This is a genomic window from Promicromonospora sukumoe (assembly GCF_014137995.1).
GTDB lineage: Bacteria > Actinomycetota > Actinomycetes > Actinomycetales > Cellulomonadaceae > Promicromonospora > Promicromonospora sukumoe.
Window position 1 is genome coordinate 922,863 of sequence record NZ_JACGWV010000003.1, and the last position, 17,352, is coordinate 940,214.

Here is a 17,352-nt window from a genome sequence, read left to right on the forward strand (position 1 = left end):
AATCGCAGACGATGCTCACCCAGACCAACTCCGCCGGCGGTCCGAATCATCCTGGGCCGTTGAGTCCCGACGCGATCCTGACCGCGCTCGACCCCGAGCAGCGCGAGGTCGCCCTCGCGCTCAACGGGCCGGTGGTCGTGCTCGCCGGGGCGGGCACGGGCAAGACCCGCGCCATCACGCACCGCATCGCGTACGGCGTCCGCATCGGGGCGTACAAGCCGACCGGCGTGCTGGCGGTGACGTTCACGGCCCGCGCGGCGGGGGAGATGCGCACGCGCCTGCGCGGCCTCGGCGTCCAGGGCGTGCAGGCCCGCACCTTCCACTCCGCGGCGCTGCGGCAGCTCGGTTACTTCTGGCCGCGGGTGGTGGGCGGCGCCCCGCCGCGGCTGCAGGAGTTCAAGGCGCCGATCGTGGCCGAGGCCGCGCGGCGGGTCGGCCTCAGCGTCGACCGCGTGGCCGTCCGCGACCTGAGCAGCGAGGTCGAGTGGGCCAAGGTCTCCCTGGTCACCGCGGACGACTACGAGAAGGCGGCGCACCGCACGGGCCGCGAGGCGCCGTCGGGCTACGACGCGCAGGCCGTGGCCCGGCTCATCACGGCGTACGAGGACGTGAAGACGGAGCGCGAGGTCATCGACTTCGAGGACGTGCTGCTCATGCTCGCGGACATGCTGAACAGCCACAAGATCGTCGCCGACGAGGTCCGCTCGCAGTACCGCCACTTCGTGGTCGACGAGTACCAGGACGTCTCGCCCCTGCAGCAGTTCCTGCTGGACCAGTGGCTGGGCGGGCGCAAGGAGCTGTGCGTGGTCGGCGACCCGTCGCAGACCATCTACTCGTTCACCGGCGCCACCCCGCGGCACCTCCTCGACTTCCGGCGCACCTTCCCCGAGGCGCAGGAGGTGCGCCTCGTGCGCGACTACCGGTCCACGCCTCAGGTGGTGAGGCTCGCCAACGACGTGCTGCGCCGGGCGGGCCGGGAGGGCGGCGCGCACCAGGCGCTCGAGCTGATCGCTCAGCGCGAGCCGGGCCCCGCGGTCGGCTTCACGGCGTACGACGACGACGAGGCCGAGGCCAAGGGGATCGCCACGCGGGCCGCGCGACTCATCGGGTCGGGCGTCAAGCCGAGCGAGATCGCCGTGCTGTACCGCACCAACGCCCAGTCCGAGGCGTTCGAGTCCGCGTTCGCCGACGCCGGCGTGGGCTACCTCGTGCGCGGCGGCCAGCGGTTCTTCCAGCGCAAGGAGGTCCGGGACGCGCTCGTGCTGCTCCGGGGCGCTGCCCGGTCCGCCGACCCGCTGGCGTCCATGCCGGACCAGGTGCGGGACGTGCTCGCGGCCGCCGGCTGGGCCGACCAGCCGCCCACCGCCCGCGGTGCCGCCCGGGAGCGCTGGGACGCGATGCAGGCGCTCGTCTCCCTGGCCGACGACCTGGCGGCCGCGGCGACGCCGGACAGCCCCGCGACGATCTCCGGGCTCGTGGCGGAGCTCGACGAGCGCGCCTCCGCGCAGCACGCGCCCACGGTCGAGGGCGTGACGCTCGCCTCGCTGCACGCGGCGAAGGGCCTGGAGTGGGACGCCGTGTTCCTCGCGGGGATGAGCGAGGGGCTCATGCCCATCTCGCTCGCGGACACCGACGCCGCGGTGCACGAGGAGCGGCGGCTGCTGTACGTGGGGATCACCCGGGCCCGCGAGCACCTCGACGTCTCGTTCGCGCGGTCGCGCAACCCGGGCGGCCGGGCCACGCGGAAGCGCACGCGGTTCCTCGACGGGCTCTGGCCGGAGGACCAGCGCGCTCCACGGGCGCGTACGGCACCGAAGGCCCAGGCCAGGGCGCTGCTCACGGACGAGCGCGACACCGCGCTGTTCGACGCCCTGCGCGAGTGGCGCCGGGAGGTGGCCCAGGAGACCGACAAGCCCGCCTACACCGTGCTCACGGACGCGACCCTCGCGGCCATCGCGGAGATCCGACCTTCGGGCACGGCCGAACTTGCTCGCGTGAACGGGATCGGACCCGCGAAGATCGACAGGTACGGCGCCACGATCCTCGCGATCGTGGCCGGCGATCCGCATTCCTGAGCGGTTTTCAGGCCCTTCGGAGGGGCCCCGAAAAACTTCTCAAGAAAGTTTGGAAAAAGAGTTGGCTCGCCACGGCGGCCCGGCATAGTGTTCACATGTCCCTGACAGCAGTGGGCGAGACCGAGAGGTCTGGCCCGGATTCGAGTGAGGAGGTGGGTGCATTGGAGATGAACATGATTCCGCAGACGGATCTGCAGGTGTGCAAGCACGTGCTCGGCTACGAGCCCGTCCCGGCCACTGGCGCAGCTCTGCCTTTCCGCGCGCGCACTCACCGCGGAGGCGTCAAGCCGTCCGCTCTCGCACCCGACTCCGCATCTCCAGGAGACTCCCCGGTCTGACGACCGAAGAGTTCCAGGCCGCGGAGTCCACCTAGGACCCGCGGCCTTAATTCTTGCCCGGAGATCCGGCCCCACCTCGGCCGGCCCGGCAAGGATCTAGCCCCTGGGTCCTGCACCACCAACGTTCATCGACGACGTTCCTTCAGGACACAGGAGACAACCGTGCGCCTCACTGCGCTCCTCGACACTCTTCCCCAGGGCGGCTCGGGCCCCTGGGACCCGCCTCAACACCCCGCCACGAGCGGGACCGGTTCGGACTCGGCGGAGTTCAACCGGATCATGGACACACTGCTGCCGTGCCGTACCAACGACCCGGAGCTGTGGTTCGCCGAGCACAGCACCCAGGTGGAGCAGGCCAAGGCCCTCTGCCGTACGTGCCCCCTGATCGAGGGCTGCCTCGCGGGTGCCCTCGACCGTAACGAGCCGTGGGGCGTCTGGGGCGGCGAGGTCTTCGTGGACGGCGCCGTCGTCGCCCGCAAGCGTGGCCGGGGCCGGCCGCGCAAGTCGGAGAACGTCGCCGCCGCATGATCCCGCGCGGATCAGGCCGCCCGGACCGGCAGGACCACGCACCCGCAGCGCGGGTGCGGCTCCGCCGGCCGGGCGCGGGGGAGTCCCGCCGGGAGAGAGATCTCCAGGCACGCACCGACGGCCGTGGGCCGGTGCCCGTCCAGCTGGGCGAGCACCTGGCCCGCGGCCGTCGCCGCTGCTACGGCGGCGAGCGTCGCCTCGTGCGTGGGCTCCGGCGCCTTGCGGAGCTGGGCGGCCAGCGCCGGCCAGTCCCGGTCCGCGTCCCCGCGCGCCAGGTCCACGCAGCTCACGCACGCCGAGCGGCCCGGCCGCACCAGCGGGCCCACCACGACGTCGGCCTCGCGCACCACTACCGGCAGGTGCGGCACCCCTAGTCCCAGCAGCCGCTGGTACCGCGCCGGGTGCGCGGCGTGCGGCTCTGTCACCACGACGACGTCGAGCGCCTCCGGGTCCGGCCCCGTGCCGTCCCCGACGGCGTCGTCCACCCGGACCAGGACCCGCGGGGACCGCTCCGCGAGCAGCCCACGCACCGCCAGGTCGCGCGCCTCGCCCACGTCGGACGCGCGCAGCCCGCCCAGTCCGACGTCGGTGGTCTGCACCGGTAGCGGGTCGTGCAGCACCAGGCTGCCCACCCCCGCCGTCGCGAGGTGCAGCACGACCGCCGTGCCCAGCCGGCCGAGTCCGACGACGCCCACGACCCGTTCGGCGCGCTCGGCGAGCGTGGCCAGCCCCGCGCCGTCGGGCCGCAGCATGCCGAGCACCGTCGCGTCCGCCGCGCCGTCGGCCGGAGCGGTCACCGCGCCGACCGGCCCCGGGACGGGGACCAGCACGCCCGCCCGGGCCAGCGCGTCCATGATCTCGTCGCGCCGCTCGGTGGGCACCCCGCACCGCGCCGCCGACTGCTCGACCGTCACGTGCCGGCGCTCCGCGATCTCCTCCAGCCAGGACTCCTCGGCGGGGCTGAGCCCCGACAGCACGAAGGACCAGCGGGGGTCCGAGCCGCACTGCACCTGGCCGCCGCCGCGGGTGAGCACGGGCGTGCCGGGCCGCAGCCGGAGGGCGGGGGCGGGCGTCATGCCCACCACCCTGCCCGACGGCGGCGCGCCCGGAGGGTTGTCCACAGGTTCAGAGGCAAACAGGCCCGGTCGCGTCCACCGGCCCGGAGGCATATCCAAAGCATCGGGCGGGCGGGAAGTTCCCGGCTGCGCCCAGAGCCAAATGCACGGCGCAACGCTTGCGGACCCGGTTACGGTGAACACTATGAGCGACCAGCACCAGCCCGGCGAGTCTCCCCAGTCGTGGGAGGAGATGCTGCGCTCCATGCTCGGCGACGGCGCAGACGAAGTGATGGCCGAGATGCGTGAGCGGGGCATCGACCCGACCGCGCTCGGCGGAGCCCCCGACCCCGTGATGATGCAGTACGCCCTGGCCCAGGTGCAGAAGATGCTCTCGGCCGAGGGCACCGGACCCGTCAACGCGGACGTCGCGCACGACGTCGCGCGCCAGGTGGCGGTCAGCGAGGGCGACCCGTCCCTGACCGGCAGGCAGGCCAAGGACGCGACCGACGCGCTCGGGGTGGCCGAGCTGTGGCTCGACGCCGTGACCGACCTCCCGCCCGCTGGCGGGACCCGGCGTGCGTGGAACCGGTCCGAGTGGGTCGAGGCCACGCTCCCGGTGTGGAACGAGCTCGCAGCTCCCGTCGCGTCCTCCGTCTCGGAGGCCCTCGCCACTGTGCTGCGCGACCAGCTCCCCGACGGCGTCGACGACGGCGAGGCCGTGCCCGGCATGCCCGCGGGCGTGCTGCACGGCCTGGGCGGCTCGATCGACCCGGCCCAGATGATGAAGCGGCTCGGCTCGGCGGTGTTCGGCATGCAGGTCGGCCAGGCGGCCGGCACGCTCTCGCGCGAGGTCTTCGGCGCGACCGACGTCGGCCTCCCGCTGCTCGACAGCCCCGACACGGTGCTGCTGCCCACCAACGTGGCCGAGTTCGCCGACGGGCTGGACGCCCCGCTGGAGGAGGTCCGCCAGTTCCTCGCCGTGCGCGAGGCCGCCCACGCGCGCCTGTTCACGCACGTCCCGTGGCTGCGGTCGCACCTGCTGTCCATCGTGGAGCGGTACGCGCGCGGCATCACCATCGACCTCGACGCGCTCGAGGCCCAGGTGCGCGACATCGACCTCGCCGACTCCGACGCGCTGCGCAGCGCCCTGTCGGGCGGCGTCTTCGGCCTGCAGAACACGGACGAGCAGAAGGCCGTGCTCCTGAACCTGGAGACCACGCTCGCGCTGGTCGAAGGCTGGGTGGACGAGGTCAGCGCCCTCGCCGCCCTGCCGCACCTGCCGCACGCCATCCCGCTGCGGGAGATGATCCGCCGTCGCCGGGCCGCGGGCGGGCCCGCCGAGCAGACGTTCTCGACCCTGGTCGGCCTGGAGCTGCGCCCGCGCAGGTCGCGCGACGCGGCGACGCTGTTCGCGATCGTGGCCCGCGCCCAGGGGCCGGAGGGCCGCGACGCCGTGTGGGACCACCCCGACCTGCTGCCCGGGACCGAGGACCTCGACGACCCGGCGGGCTACCTGGTGCGCCGGGAGGCGGCGGAGAACGAGCACGCCGACGTCGACGCCGCGCTGAAGGAGATCTTCGGCGAGGAGGAGGGGCAGGACCCGACCGGTTCCGACCCCGAGAAGCCGGCGGGCCCCGAGACGCCGACCAACCCCGAGAAGCCGGCGGACCCCGAGAAGTAGCCGGCTCAGTCCTGCTCGTCGTCGGGCGTCGCGGTCCCCGGGTCGTCCTGCGTGAACGAGGCGCCCTCCAGGAATCCGCGGGCCCGGTCCGTCTTGGGGTAGACCTCCAGGATCCGCCAGAACTCGGGACCGTGACCGGCGTGCAGGAGGTGGGCCAGCTCGTGCAGCAGCACGTAGTCCAGCACCCACGACGGCATGCCCTGCAGGCGGGTCGAGATCCGGATGGACCCGTCGAGCAGCGTGCACGACCCCCAGCGCCTGCCCTGGTTGGCCGACCAGCGCACGCTGGAGGGCTTGGCGCTGCCGCCGAGATACTTGGCGGAGAGCTCGCCGGCGCGGTCCATCAGCTCCTGGTCGGAGGGGCGCCGTCGCCGTTCCTTGTCCTCGAGCCGGGCCACCATCTTCGCCACCCACTCCCGCTCCTGAGCCCGAGAGAAGCGCGCAGGAATGGCGACGATGGTCCGTCCACCGTCGCGGTATGCGCTCACCGTGGCGGTGCGACGGCGGCTCCGGCGCACCTCCACGGACGTCAGGGCGTCGTGGGCCACGGGACGACCGTACCGGTTATCGGCGTCCTTGTGGGGTATAACACACCGTTCAAGTGGAAAAACTTTGCCGTGCGGGCCGTGGACCGGCACTGTTCACGGAACCCACAGCCAAGTGAGGAATGATGGGCCGGTGACTGACATGCGCGACCTCCAGCACGCTCCGCAACCCGAGCCGTCACCGTTCGACGACGCGGGCGACTCGTATGCGCCGATCACCCGCCGCACGGTCACGCTGGGGGTGTCCTTGCTGCTCACGGCGGTTCTAGCCGCCCTGGCGCTGGTGGTGCCGACGCCGTACGCGATGCGTTCGCCGGGGCCCACCGAGGACACCCTGGAACGCAACCTCATCCGGATCGAGGGCGCGCGCACGTACGAGTCCACCGGTCAGCTGCGCCTGACGACGGTCTCCGTGCTGGGCGGGCCGGGCTACCCGATGATGGCCGGCCAGGTGATCCAGGGCTGGCTGGACCCGCGCCGCTCGGTGCTCCCGGTCGAGGCGATCTTCCCCCAGGCCACCACCAAGGAGCAGCAGCAGGAGGTCAGCCAGGCCGAGATGGTGTCGTCGCAGGAGTCGGCCACGGCCGCTGCGCTGACCGAGCTCGGCTACGACGTGCCCGCCGTGCTGGAGGTCGCCGGGACGGAGCCGGACTCCGGGGCCGAGGGCAAGCTGGAGGAGGGCGACGTCATCACGGAGTTCCAGGGTGAACCCGTGGGCACCTACGCCGACCTCATCGACGGGCTGGCCGCGACGACGCCGGGCGAGGACGTGACGCTCGGCGTGAAGCGGGGCGACCGCACGTCGGACGTGACCGTCACGACCGCCGACAACGGCCAGCGGGCCGTGCTCGGCGTCTTCATCGACCCGCACTACGACTTCCCGGTGGACGTCTCCATCGAGATCGAGGACATCGGCGGGCCCAGCGCGGGCACCATGTTCGCGCTCGGCATCATCGACAAGCTGACGCCCGAGGACGAGGCGAACGGCGAGATCATCGCGGGCACGGGGACCATGAGCCCGGAGGGCAACGTGGGGCCCATCGGCGGCATCGAGCAGAAGCTGTACGGCGCCGTCCGCGACGACGCCGAGTGGTTCCTCGCCCCCGCCGACAACTGTGACCAGGTGGTGGGCAACGTGCCCGACGGGCTGCACGTCGTGCGGGTCGCGACCCTGGCGGAGGCGCGCGACGCCGTCGAGCAGATCGGGCGTGGCGAGGGCGCCGACCTCCCGACGTGCTCCTGACGCCTGCGGGCGGGTTGCCGGGCGTTGACGACGTGTTGCACATCTGGAGGATGTGGGAACCTTGTGGTGGGAACCTTGACCAGAGCCTGGCCGTTCCAACTGCGTACGGCCCAACCATTCATGACGTGAGGTAACGCAGAAGTGTCCTTCGCCGCAGCACCTCGTCGCCCATCCGGCGGCGCACCCCGAGCCCGACGACGCAGTCCCCTGGGGGTGGCGGTCGTCGCGGTCGCCGTCGTCATCGCGGCCCTGCTCCTCCTAGCCCAGTTCTGGACCGAGGTGATGTGGTTCGGGCAGCTCGGGTTCTCCCGGGTGATCTGGACCGAGTGGGGCATGCGTGGCGCCCTGTTCGCCGTCGGCTTCGTCGTCATGGCGGGCGCCGTGTTCTGGTCGTTCACCGCGGCCTACCGCTCGCGCCCGGTCTACGCGCCGAGCACCCCCGAGCAAGCGACGCTCGACCAGTACCGCGAGGCGGTCGAGCCGCTGCGCCGGGTCGTGATGATCGCGGCCCCCGTGCTGGTCGGCTTCTTCGCCGGTGTCGCGGCGTCCGCGCAGTGGCGCGCCGTGCTGCTCGCGTTCAACAGCGAGCCGTTCGGCCAGAACGACCCGCAGTTCGGCATGGACCTCGGGTTCTTCGTCTTCATGCTGCCCGCGCTGCGGTTCGGCGTCGGGTTCCTCATCTCCGTGGTCGTGATCGCCGGCATCGCCGGGGTCATCACGCACTACCTGTACGGCGGGCTCCGGATCGGCCCCGCCGCGGCCGGCGGCCCCCGCACCACCCCCGCGGCGCGCATCCACCTGTCCGTCGTCGGCGCCGCGCTCCTGCTGCTCATCGCCGGCAACTACTGGCTGGACCGGTACTCGATCCTGACCAACGCGGGCGACCGGTTCGACGGCGCGTCGTACTCCGACGTGCACGCCGTGATCCCCGCCAAGGGCATCCTCACGGTCGTGGCCGTCTTCGTGGCCGCGCTGTTCATCGTCACCGCGTTCCGCGGCGACTGGCGCCTGCCGGCCATCGGCGTCGGGCTCATGGTGGTCTCCGCCATCGCGATCGGCGGCATCTACCCCGCCGTCGTCCAGCGGTTCCAGGTGAACCCGAACGCGCAGGAGCTGGAGGCCGAGTACATCCAGCGCAACATCGACGCGACATTGTCCGCCTTCGGCATCGACGACGTCGAGAAGGAACCGTACGACGCGACGACCCAGGCGGAAGAGGGCGCGCTGCGCTCGGACGCCGACACGGCCGCGTCGATCCGTCTCCTGGACCCGCAGATCGTCTCGCCGTCGTTCCGCCAGCTCCAGCAGAACAAGCAGTACTACAACTTCAACGACTCCCTGTCGGTCGACAAGTACGAGATCGACGGCGAGTCCCGCGACACCGTGATCGCGGTGCGCGAGCTGAACCTCGACGGCCTGGGCCAGGACCAGCGCAACTGGGTCAACGACCACACCGTGTACACGCACGGCTACGGCGTCGTCGCCGCGTACGGCAACCAGCCGGGCCCGGACGGCCGCCCGGCCTTCTTCGAGGGTGGCATCCCGTCGCAGGGCGCGATCACCGACCTCGAGGGCGAGTACGAGCCGCGCATCTACTTCAGCCCGAGCACCACCACGTACTCGATCGTCGGCGCCCCCGAGGGCACCGACCCCTGGGAGCTCGACTACCAGGCGGACGACGCGGACGACGGCGGCCAGGTCAACACGACCTTCGCCGGCGACGCCGGGCCCGACGTCGGCGCTTTCGGCAGCAAGCTGCTGTACGCGCTGAAGTTCGGCGAGGAGCAGCTGCTGTTCTCCGACCGCGTGACCAGCGAGTCGCAGATCCTGTACGACCGTGACCCGCAGCAGCGCGTCAGCAAGGTCGCCCCGTGGCTCACGCTCGACAACCGGGTCTACCCGGCGGTCGTGGACGGCCGCGTGAAGTGGATCGTCGACGCGTACACCACCAGCGACGCCGTCCCGTACTCGACGTCGACCCCGCTCGACGAGGCCGTGGCGGACACGCTGACCACGCAGGCGGGCGCCCCGATCGAGCTGCCGGAGGAGGTCAACTACATCCGGAACTCGGTGAAGGCCACGGTCGACGCCTACGACGGTTCGGTCGACCTGTACGCCTGGGACGCCGAGGACCCGATCCTGAAGGCCTGGAGCAACGTCTTCCCGGGTTCGGTGAAGCCGATGGACGAGATCTCCGGTGACCTGATGAGCCACCTGCGGTACCCGGAGGACCTGTTCAAGGTGCAGCGCACCCTGCTCAGCCAGTACCACGTGACGGACTCGGCCGAGTTCTTCTCGGGCCAGGACTTCTGGAACAACCCGACCGACCCGACGTCGGAGGCGACCACCGCCCCGCTGCAGCCGCCGTACTACCTGACGCTGCAGATGCCGGGCCAGGACGAGTCCACGTTCTCGCTGACGTCGACCTTCATCCCGGGCGGTAACACCGACCGTGAGGTGCTCACCGGCTTCCTCGCCGTGGACGCCGACGCCGGCAGCGACGCGGGTACCAAGTCCGAGGACTACGGCAAGCTACGCCTGCTGGAGCTTCCACGGGACACGACTGTCCCCGGACCGGGTCAGGTGCAGAACAACTTCGACTCGAACCCGACCATCTCCGAGCAGCTGAACATCCTGCAGATCGGTGCGTCCACGGTGCGGCGGGGCAACCAGCTCACCCTGCCGGTCGGTGGCGGCCTGCTGTACGTGCAGCCGGTCTACATCCAGTCGACCGGTGGCACGCAGTTCCCGCTGCTGCGCAAGGTGCTGGTCTCGTTCGGTGACGACATCGGCTTCGCCGACACGCTCGACGAGGCGCTGGACCAGGTGTTCGGCGGTGACTCGGGCGCCCAGGCCGGCGACGCCGGCGCGGCGGCCGAGGACGAGGCCCCGGTGGCCCCGCCCACGGGCGAGGGAGACACGGGCGCGACGCCCACGCCGGAGCCGAGCCAGGAGCCGTCCGGCGAGCCCACGCCGGACAGCACCCAGGCGCCGTCCTCGGAGCTGGACGCGGCACTGCAGGACGCCGCGGCCGCGCTGGAGGACTCCAACACCGCCCAGCGGGCCGGTGACTGGGCCGCCTACGGCGAGGCGCAGGACCGGCTCCAGAAGGCGCTGGAGGACGCGATCGCGGCGGAAGAGGCGCAGCAGCAGGGCTGACGCCGCTCCCGCCCCCAGCCGGGCCCGCAGGTCACCTCGGTGACCTGCGGGCCCGGTTTTTTCATGCGGCCCGGCGGGCGACCACCACCGAGTTGATGACGTCGTCGGTGGGGTGCACCACCTCCAGCACCTCGAACCCCGGCATCGCGGCCAGGTCGACCGGCGGGTACAGCAGGGTGCGGGCCCCGCGCGCGCTGCGCGCGAGCAGCAGCGCCCCGGGGCGCATGACGTCGGCCATCCTGCGCAGGATGGCCGCCTTGGCCGACGGCGTCTCGCCGACCAGCGCCGCGAGCACCACGACGTCGTACCCGCCGAGCGCGACGTCGGCGGCGTCGGCCTGCTCGAACCGCACGTTCGCCGACCCGAGGCGCTCGGCGACCCGCCGCGCCAGGGCCACAGCAGTGGCGTCCCGGTCCAGCCCGACGACGGGGGCGTCGAGCGCGTGGGCGTACCCGAGCGTGCTCAGCGGCAGCGGTCCGCTGCCGAGCACGGCGACCGACGTCGGTGTGCCGGCGCCCGCGTGCGCGATCAGCCGGGCCTCCAGGGCCGTGAGCCGCCGGTAGTTGTCGAGGTAGGGGAACGCGGCGAGCGCGGCCCGCGCGTCGGGCGCCGTGCCGATGTGCTCCGCCCAGGCGTGCTCGAGCGCGGTCTCGCCGCGTGCCGACAGGTCGCGGATCGCGTCCTTGCGGCGGTGCACCTCCGGGTGCGCCAGGACGTCCCCGGCCTGCCGGTCGGGCGTCGCGAGCACCGCCTGCACCAGGCCGCCGAACAGGGCGTCCGTGTCGGGGCCGGGGCGCAGGTGGGGAAGGGCGGCAAGCTGGTCGGTGAGGTGGACGATCCGGTCGGCGGACAGGGTGGTATCGCTCAGCTCCGTCGTCATGGGGACGATGGTTCCACGGCCGGAACGGTTCGACCGGCTGTGACCTGCGTCTCGACCGGGTGGCCCGGTTTGCGCTTCGTCGCTCGGGGTGCGTAAAGTAGGGATCACCGACGCGGGGTGGAGCAGCTCGGTAGCTCGCTGGGCTCATAACCCAGAGGTCGCAGGTTCAAATCCTGCCCCCGCTACAAGATCAGGCCCGGGATTCTACGGAATCCCGGGCCTGAGTGCTTTGCCCGGAAGGAGACCGCTGTGCCGTGGAGCACCCGGGAGATCGCCAACCTTGCCGGGACCGCGGTCAGCACGATCCGCTACTACCACTCCGTGGGTCTGCTCGAGATGCCCGCACGGCAGCCGAACGGGTACAAGAACTACGAGGTACGTCACCTCGTGCGGCTGCTGCGGATCCGCCGGCTGACCGAGCTCGGCATGTCGCTCGAGCAGGTCGCCGCTCTGGGCGACGAGAACGAGCCGCCCCACGACGCGCTCCGCATCCTGGAGGCCGAGCTCGCGGGAAGCATCGCGCGCCTCCAGCTCGTACGTGACGAGCTCTCCCAGACGCTGGAGCATGCCGCACCGGCCGGCCTGCCGCCAGGATTCAGCGGGGTCGCCGAGAACACGACGGTCACCGACCGCGCCATGCTGCTCGTCTACTCGCTCATCCTCGGGCCCGAGGAGATGGCGTCGCTCCGTGCGATGCTGGCCGCCCCGCCCACGCCGGACCAGCTCGAGTTCGCACGCCTGACCGAGGACGCCGACGAGGCGACCCGGGCGCGGCTCGCCGGCCGGCTGAGCGCGACGATGCGCCCTGTCCGGGCCGAGAACCCGTGGACCCTGGAGCCCGGCCTGGGGAGCACCCGGTCGCCCGACGAGGTCCGCCGCCTGCTCCACGAGGCGTTCGCGTCGCTCTACAACGGCGCGCAGCTCGATGTGCTCGCGCGGGTCCGGCACGCCTGAGCTCTCGGCGATCCGATCTCCTGACCGCGCGCGGCCGCTCCCGGCCTCGACCGCGTGCGCCTCGACCCGGTGCTCCTTGACCCTGCACCAGGTGCATGGTGTGTGCTCGTCGCGATGAACGCCCACGACGACCCTCACGAGCCCGAAGGGAGCCTCGGCATGACGACCGCCTGGGAGAACAAGATCCTCACCTACAAGCTGGCCTGGAAGGGGTTCGACTACAAGCAGATGGAGCAGGACCTGAACGACTACGGCCGTGAGGGCTGGGAGGTGGTGCAGACCATCATCCCCGCGCTGGGCGCCGGTCAGACGCTCGAGATCGCCGTCGTGATCAAACGGCCCGCGGTCGGCTGATGCCGCGACCTGGCTCCGACGTGACCGACAGCGAGAAGAACCGTTCAGGAGGACTCCCGATGCGCAGGACCAGGAGGCTCGTGCTCGCCGGCGCACTTGCCGCCGTCATGACCGTACCGGCGGCCGTGCCGGTGGCCGCCGCACCCGACGTGCCCACGGCCGGGCCGAGCGCCGTCGCCGGGCCGACGCCGAGCACCCTGCGGTGGGCTCCGTGTCCGGCGGACGTCGTCACGCCGCTGCCGCTGGAGTGCTCGACGCTCGACGTGCCGCTGGACTACGGCCGGCCGGACGGCCGGCAGGTCGAGATCGCGATCTCGCGACTGGCCTCCACGGAGCCGGCACAGCGCCGCGGCGTGCTGCTGACCAACCCCGGTGGACCGGGGATCGCCGGACTGGCCTACCCGGCCGAGCTCGCCGTCGCGGGCCTGCCCCAGGACGTGCTCGGCTCGTACGACGTGATCGGCATGGACCCGCGCGGCGTCGGACGCAGCGCGCCGGTGACGTGCGACTCCACACCGGAACAGCAAGCCCTCGGCTCGTTCCCTCGGTACGCCGGCACGATCTTCGACGTCACCCGGGAGGCGGAGTACGCGCGCACCGTGGCCGACCAGTGCGCCGCGTCGTCGACGGCCTGGATGATGCCGCACACCACCACCGCGAACACCGCCCGTGACCTGGACCGGGTCCGTGCTGCCCTGGGCGAGGAGAAGGCCTCGTACCTCGGTGCCTCCTACGGCAGCTACCTCGGTGCGGTGTACACGACCCTGTTCCCGGACACGACCGACCGCGTCGTCATCGACAGCGTGCTGGGACCGGACGGTTACGACGTGCAGCAGATGCGGAGGTTCGCCCGCGGCCTGCAGGACCGGTTCCCCGACTTCGCCGAGTACGCCGCCGCTCACCCCGAGTACGGGCTGGGGACCACCCCGGAGCAGGTGGAGGCGAAGTTCTACGAGCTGGTCGAGAAGCTGGAGGCGAACCCTCAGCCGGACATGGACGCGATGAAGTTCCGCGTGGACACGTTCGGCTACCTCTACTCGGACGCCACGATCCCCGTCGTCGCCAAGATGTGGCGGCTGGTCGACACCGGTCAGCCGCAGCCGGTCATCCCGGCCGGAGACCACGACAACCTCCTGTCCGCCCGTCTGTACGTGATCTGCGGGGACCAGCGCTGGCCGGAGACGATCTGGCGGTACCAGCTCGACGTCGCGATCGACAGGGCGCGGTATCCGATGCTGGGCGGTTCCACCGCCAACATCGGGCCGTGCGCGTTCTGGCCGGACGTGCGCACCGAGCAGCCGACGACGATCAGCGACCGCGGCCCGTCGAACGTCCTCATGGTGCAGAACGAGCGTGACCCGGGCGCGGCGCTGGCAGGTGCCGAGGAGACGCGCCAGGCCTTCGGCCGGCGAGCCACGATGGTGACGGTCGACGGGGGCGGGCACGGTGTCTACCCGTGGACGACCAGCACCTGCGCGAAGGACGCGGTGACGGCGTACCTGACCACGGGCGAGCGCCCGGCACGTGACCTGGTGTGCGCCGCGGTCCCGAGCGGCCGATGACACGATCGCCGCACCGGTGACTTGTCGAGGTTCGACATGCCGCCCGTGTCGGGCACCGACCGGTCAGCTCGCCAGCACCCGCCGGGTCAGCGCCCGGACCGACGTCGAGATCTCGGGGGTCACGAACCGCAGCAGGTCCTCGGACGGCTCGCCGTCCGGGCCGAGCACCAGGCCCGACCTGCCCTCGAACGCGGGGTCGACCGCCGCGGCGACGATCGCGTCGACGACTCCCGACGCGGGCCGCATCCCGTCCTGGATCGGGTCCCACAGGTGGCGGAGCGCGGGCGGCAGGATCTCCGGCGTCATCTCCGCGGCGTTCGGTGTCGCGGCGGCCGCCGGCCCGAGCGGGTCCACCGCGAGCACGGTGATCCCGGCCGGGGCGAGCTCGCGCGCCAGGTCCTGGCTGTGGGCGAGGTGCGCGAGCTTGGCCCGGCCCGTGACCGCCATGCCGTAGTGGTCGCCCTCCTGCTCGACGTCGTCGTAGGTCGGTGTGCCGTCGATCGTCGTGATCGACGAGGAGGTGACGTCCACGACCCGGCTGGGCGCGCCGGCCCGGAGCGCGTCCAGCAGGGCCGCGGTCAGCACGACCCGGGAGAGGTGGTTCAGCGCGAAGCTTGCCTCGATGCCGTCGACAGTCTCGCGGCGGGTGGGCCACATGCCGCCCACGTTGTTCACCAGCACGTGCACGGGGCCGCCCGCCGCGATGCGCCCCGCCACCTTCTCCACCTCGCGCAACGACGAGAGGTCGGCCTGCAGGAACCGGGTCTCCCCGCCGATCTGCCGGACCGTCTCGGCACCGCGGTCCGCGTCGCGGCCCACCACGGTCACCGCGAGGCCCTGCTCCCGCAGCCTGCTCGCGACGTGGAATCCGATCCCGCTGGTCCCGCCGGTCACGATCGCCTGACGCATCGTCCTGTCTCCCTCAGCTCGGTGGAGCTCCATTGGACGTACGTCGCCGGCGGGGCGTCCAATGCCCGCGCGAGCGGTATCCATGCCTGGAGGGCATGGGTGCCGGGTGAAGGAGGCGACGACAATGGGGGCATGGACACGGGGATCGAGCTGCGGCACTTCCGCTACGTGCTGGCGGTGGCGGAGCAGGAGAGCTTCACCGCCGCCGCGGAACAGCTGGGCATCACGCAGCCGGCACTGTCCCGCGCGATCCAGGCCGTCGAGGAGACCGTGGGCTCGCGCCTGTTCGACCGCGGCCGCCACGGCGCGACCCTCACCGAGGCAGGCGCGGTGTTCCGGGACGACGCCGTCGCCCTCGACCGGATGGCGCGTACCGCGGTGTCCCGCCCGAGCCGGCACGGCGGGGCCTCGAAGCATCTGCGCGTCACGGCGCGTGCCTGCGACATCGACACCCTCCACGGCCTCGTCGCGTCCTACAACGACGCACGCGATCCCCGGGCGCCGGTCGCCCGCGGGGCGGTCGTCGACGCCTCGGTGCAGGTCGAGGAGGTGCGGAACGGCGAGGCCGACCTCACCCTCGTCCGGTCCCCGCTCGACACCACGGGCCTGGACAGCGAGCTGGTGCGCTCCGACGCCCGTGTCGCGCTGCTGCCCGCGGGCCATCGGCACGCGCACCGGCACACGGTGGACCGCGGTGAGCTCGCCGGCGAGGCGATCGTGGCCTGGGTCGGTCTGTCCACCGACGAGACGTCCTTCTGGACCGGGACCGACCTCGCTCCGTACGAGTGGAGGCCGGGCCCTGTCGTGTCGGACTCGGCGCAGTTCGCCGCCGGCGTCCGGCTGGGCGACGGGATCGGCTTCGTGCCGGAGGTGCTGCTGTCCGAGCTGCCGTCGCTGACCGGCGTCGCGGTGGTCCGGGTGACCGGGCTCTCCGACAGCGAGCTGCGCATGGGCTGGTCGGAGCTGGCGACCTCGCCCGTGCTCGCGGGCTTCGTCCGGCACGTCTCGGACGTCGCGGACGCGGCGTGACGCGGCGGTCCCTCGGCTGCGCCGACGCCGCCGTCGGGGGCAGGGTCAGGTACCGGCCAGCTTCGCGACCACCGGCCCCATCTCGTCCATGGCCGTGTCACGCACCATGACGTAGGAGATCCCCAGGCGCTCGCGCGTGGCCACCAGCTTGTCGATGACCTCCGATGCCGAGCCGACGAGGGCCAGCGGGCTGTCGCGGACCACGTCCGGTGCCAGGCCCAGGGCCGATGCCACCGGGAGCACCGCGCGGTCGGCGTCGCCGCCGACCGAGGCGACGAGTGTGAGCGCACCTAGCTCGAGTCGGCTGAACCGCTCGCCCGCGTGCGCCTCGAGGAGGCGGACGCGGGCGGCCACGGCGTCGAACCCGGCGCCGTCGGGCACGACGTCCGATCCGGTCGCGGTGAGACCGTTCAACGCGACGATGTCCGCCTCCTGCGCCGCGAGTGCCAGGGCGTCGTCGTCGTGGTCGGTCAGCAGGAGCGGGACATGAGCCCCCTCCGCCCACGTGGACCTCATTCGTGTCGTGTCCGTGCGTCGGGCGGCCCCGAGGCCGAGCTCGAGGCGGCCGTCGACCAGCAGGTTCACGGCCGCCGCCTCGTGAGCGAGGAGCACGGGGTCGGGCACGCTGTCGTTCGCGGCGAGGGTGCCGACCCGGAGGTCGCTCGTGACGGAAGCGGCCGACACCAGCGGCGCGAAGATGGACGACGGACCGGCATGCTCTCTCATCAGCAGCGTCGCCCATCCCTCTCCTTCCAGCCTGCGTGCGCTCTCCCGCACCGCGGAAGGGGCTGCCGCGTGCGTGGTGGTGAGGCCGAACCGGAAACGGCGCGGTGTCGTGCTGGTCATACCTTCCTTGCCGTCGGGGTCACGTGGGACTCATTGGATGTCGGCCGGCTGTGCGGCGTCCAATGCCCTGGGGCACGGTATCCATGCCGTGAGCGCATGGGCGCAGGGCATGGCGACGACGCCGACGCCGGGCGCCGCCTCGGCCCACGGCGGTGCCGCTCACCGGGTCGGTCCTACGTGTCCAGGGGCAC

General features: G+C 72.3%; 14 protein-coding genes and 1 tRNA gene. 10 read left to right on the forward strand and 5 right to left on the reverse strand.

The features are described 5' to 3' along the window. The first annotated feature begins 11 nt into the window (after nt 1-11). A complete protein-coding gene (locus tag FHX71_RS28115) occupies nt 12-2,075 on the forward strand; it encodes an ATP-dependent helicase (protein ID WP_182620742.1) in 2,064 nt (687 codons plus the stop codon). A gap of 500 nt (nt 2,076-2,575) precedes the next feature. Beyond that, a complete protein-coding gene (locus FHX71_RS28120; RefSeq protein WP_312877248.1) occupies nt 2,576-2,941 on the forward strand; it encodes a WhiB family transcriptional regulator in 366 nt (121 codons plus the stop codon). 11 nt (nt 2,942-2,952) lie between these two features. Here FHX71_RS28120 and FHX71_RS28125 read toward each other — a convergent pair whose 3' ends face one another. After that, entirely contained in the window at nt 2,953-4,017 is a 1,065-nt protein-coding gene (locus tag FHX71_RS28125; RefSeq protein WP_182620743.1) for a ThiF family adenylyltransferase, read from the reverse strand. Nucleotides 4,018-4,201: 184 nt separating this feature from the next. Here FHX71_RS28125 and FHX71_RS28130 point away from each other — a divergent pair, with 184 nt between their 5' ends. After that, nucleotides 4,202-5,680, forward strand: coding sequence for a zinc-dependent metalloprotease (locus tag FHX71_RS28130; protein WP_182620744.1), 1,479 nt, complete (start codon nt 4,202-4,204; stop codon nt 5,678-5,680). A gap of 5 nt (nt 5,681-5,685) precedes the next feature. Here FHX71_RS28130 and FHX71_RS28135 read toward each other — a convergent pair whose 3' ends face one another. Next, nucleotides 5,686-6,228, reverse strand: coding sequence for a M48 metallopeptidase family protein (locus tag FHX71_RS28135; protein ID WP_182620745.1), 543 nt, complete (start codon nt 6,226-6,228; stop codon nt 5,686-5,688). Nucleotides 6,229-6,367: 139 nt separating this feature from the next. Between FHX71_RS28135 and FHX71_RS28140 the strand changes: the two genes are divergently transcribed. Beyond that, the gene (locus FHX71_RS28140; RefSeq protein WP_182620874.1) at nt 6,368-7,468 is read left to right on the forward strand and encodes a YlbL family protein; all 1,101 of its coding nucleotides are present in this window, start codon (nt 6,368-6,370) and stop codon (nt 7,466-7,468) included. A gap of 141 nt (nt 7,469-7,609) precedes the next feature. Next, a complete protein-coding gene (locus tag FHX71_RS28145; RefSeq protein WP_182620746.1) occupies nt 7,610-10,627 on the forward strand; it encodes a UPF0182 family membrane protein in 3,018 nt (1,005 codons plus the stop codon). 61 nt (nt 10,628-10,688) lie between these two features. On the opposite strand, the gene FHX71_RS28150 is transcribed toward FHX71_RS28145, so the two are convergent. Beyond that, nucleotides 10,689-11,507, reverse strand: coding sequence for a nicotianamine synthase family protein (locus tag FHX71_RS28150; protein ID WP_182620747.1), 819 nt, complete (start codon nt 11,505-11,507; stop codon nt 10,689-10,691). Nucleotides 11,508-11,618: 111 nt separating this feature from the next. Here FHX71_RS28150 and FHX71_RS28155 point away from each other — a divergent pair. The 4 genes from FHX71_RS28155 (at nt 11,619) to FHX71_RS28170 (ending at nt 14,377) form a co-directional block, all read left to right on the forward strand. Then, nucleotides 11,619-11,692 (forward strand) — tRNA-Met (locus tag FHX71_RS28155). 64 nt (nt 11,693-11,756) lie between these two features. Then, the gene (locus FHX71_RS28160; RefSeq protein WP_220490511.1) at nt 11,757-12,461 is read left to right on the forward strand and encodes a MerR family transcriptional regulator; all 705 of its coding nucleotides are present in this window, start codon (nt 11,757-11,759) and stop codon (nt 12,459-12,461) included. 159 nt (nt 12,462-12,620) lie between these two features. Further along, on the forward strand, nt 12,621-12,815 hold the full coding sequence (locus FHX71_RS28165) for a DUF4177 domain-containing protein (RefSeq protein ID WP_182620748.1): 195 nt from the start codon (nt 12,621-12,623) through the stop codon (nt 12,813-12,815). Nucleotides 12,816-12,874: 59 nt separating this feature from the next. Next, entirely contained in the window at nt 12,875-14,377 is a 1,503-nt protein-coding gene (locus FHX71_RS28170) for an alpha/beta hydrolase (RefSeq protein WP_182620749.1), read from the forward strand. Between the two features lie 63 nt (nt 14,378-14,440). On the opposite strand, the gene FHX71_RS28175 is transcribed toward FHX71_RS28170, so the two are convergent. Continuing rightward, nucleotides 14,441-15,286 carry an SDR family NAD(P)-dependent oxidoreductase gene (locus FHX71_RS28175; protein ID WP_182620750.1) on the reverse strand — a complete coding sequence of 282 codons (846 nt, stop codon included), beginning with the start codon at nt 15,284-15,286 and terminating at the stop codon, nt 14,441-14,443. A gap of 132 nt (nt 15,287-15,418) precedes the next feature. On the opposite strand from FHX71_RS28175, the gene FHX71_RS28180 reads away from it, so the two are divergent. After that, nucleotides 15,419-16,315, forward strand: coding sequence for a LysR family transcriptional regulator (locus tag FHX71_RS28180; protein ID WP_220490512.1), 897 nt, complete (start codon nt 15,419-15,421; stop codon nt 16,313-16,315). Nucleotides 16,316-16,360: 45 nt separating this feature from the next. Here the strand turns inward: FHX71_RS28180 and FHX71_RS28185 are convergent, their stop codons facing one another. Then, complete coding sequence (locus FHX71_RS28185; protein ID WP_182620751.1) at nt 16,361-17,161, reverse strand: LLM class flavin-dependent oxidoreductase; 801 nt, start codon at nt 17,159-17,161, stop codon at nt 16,361-16,363. Nucleotides 17,162-17,352: the final 191 nt, after the last annotated feature.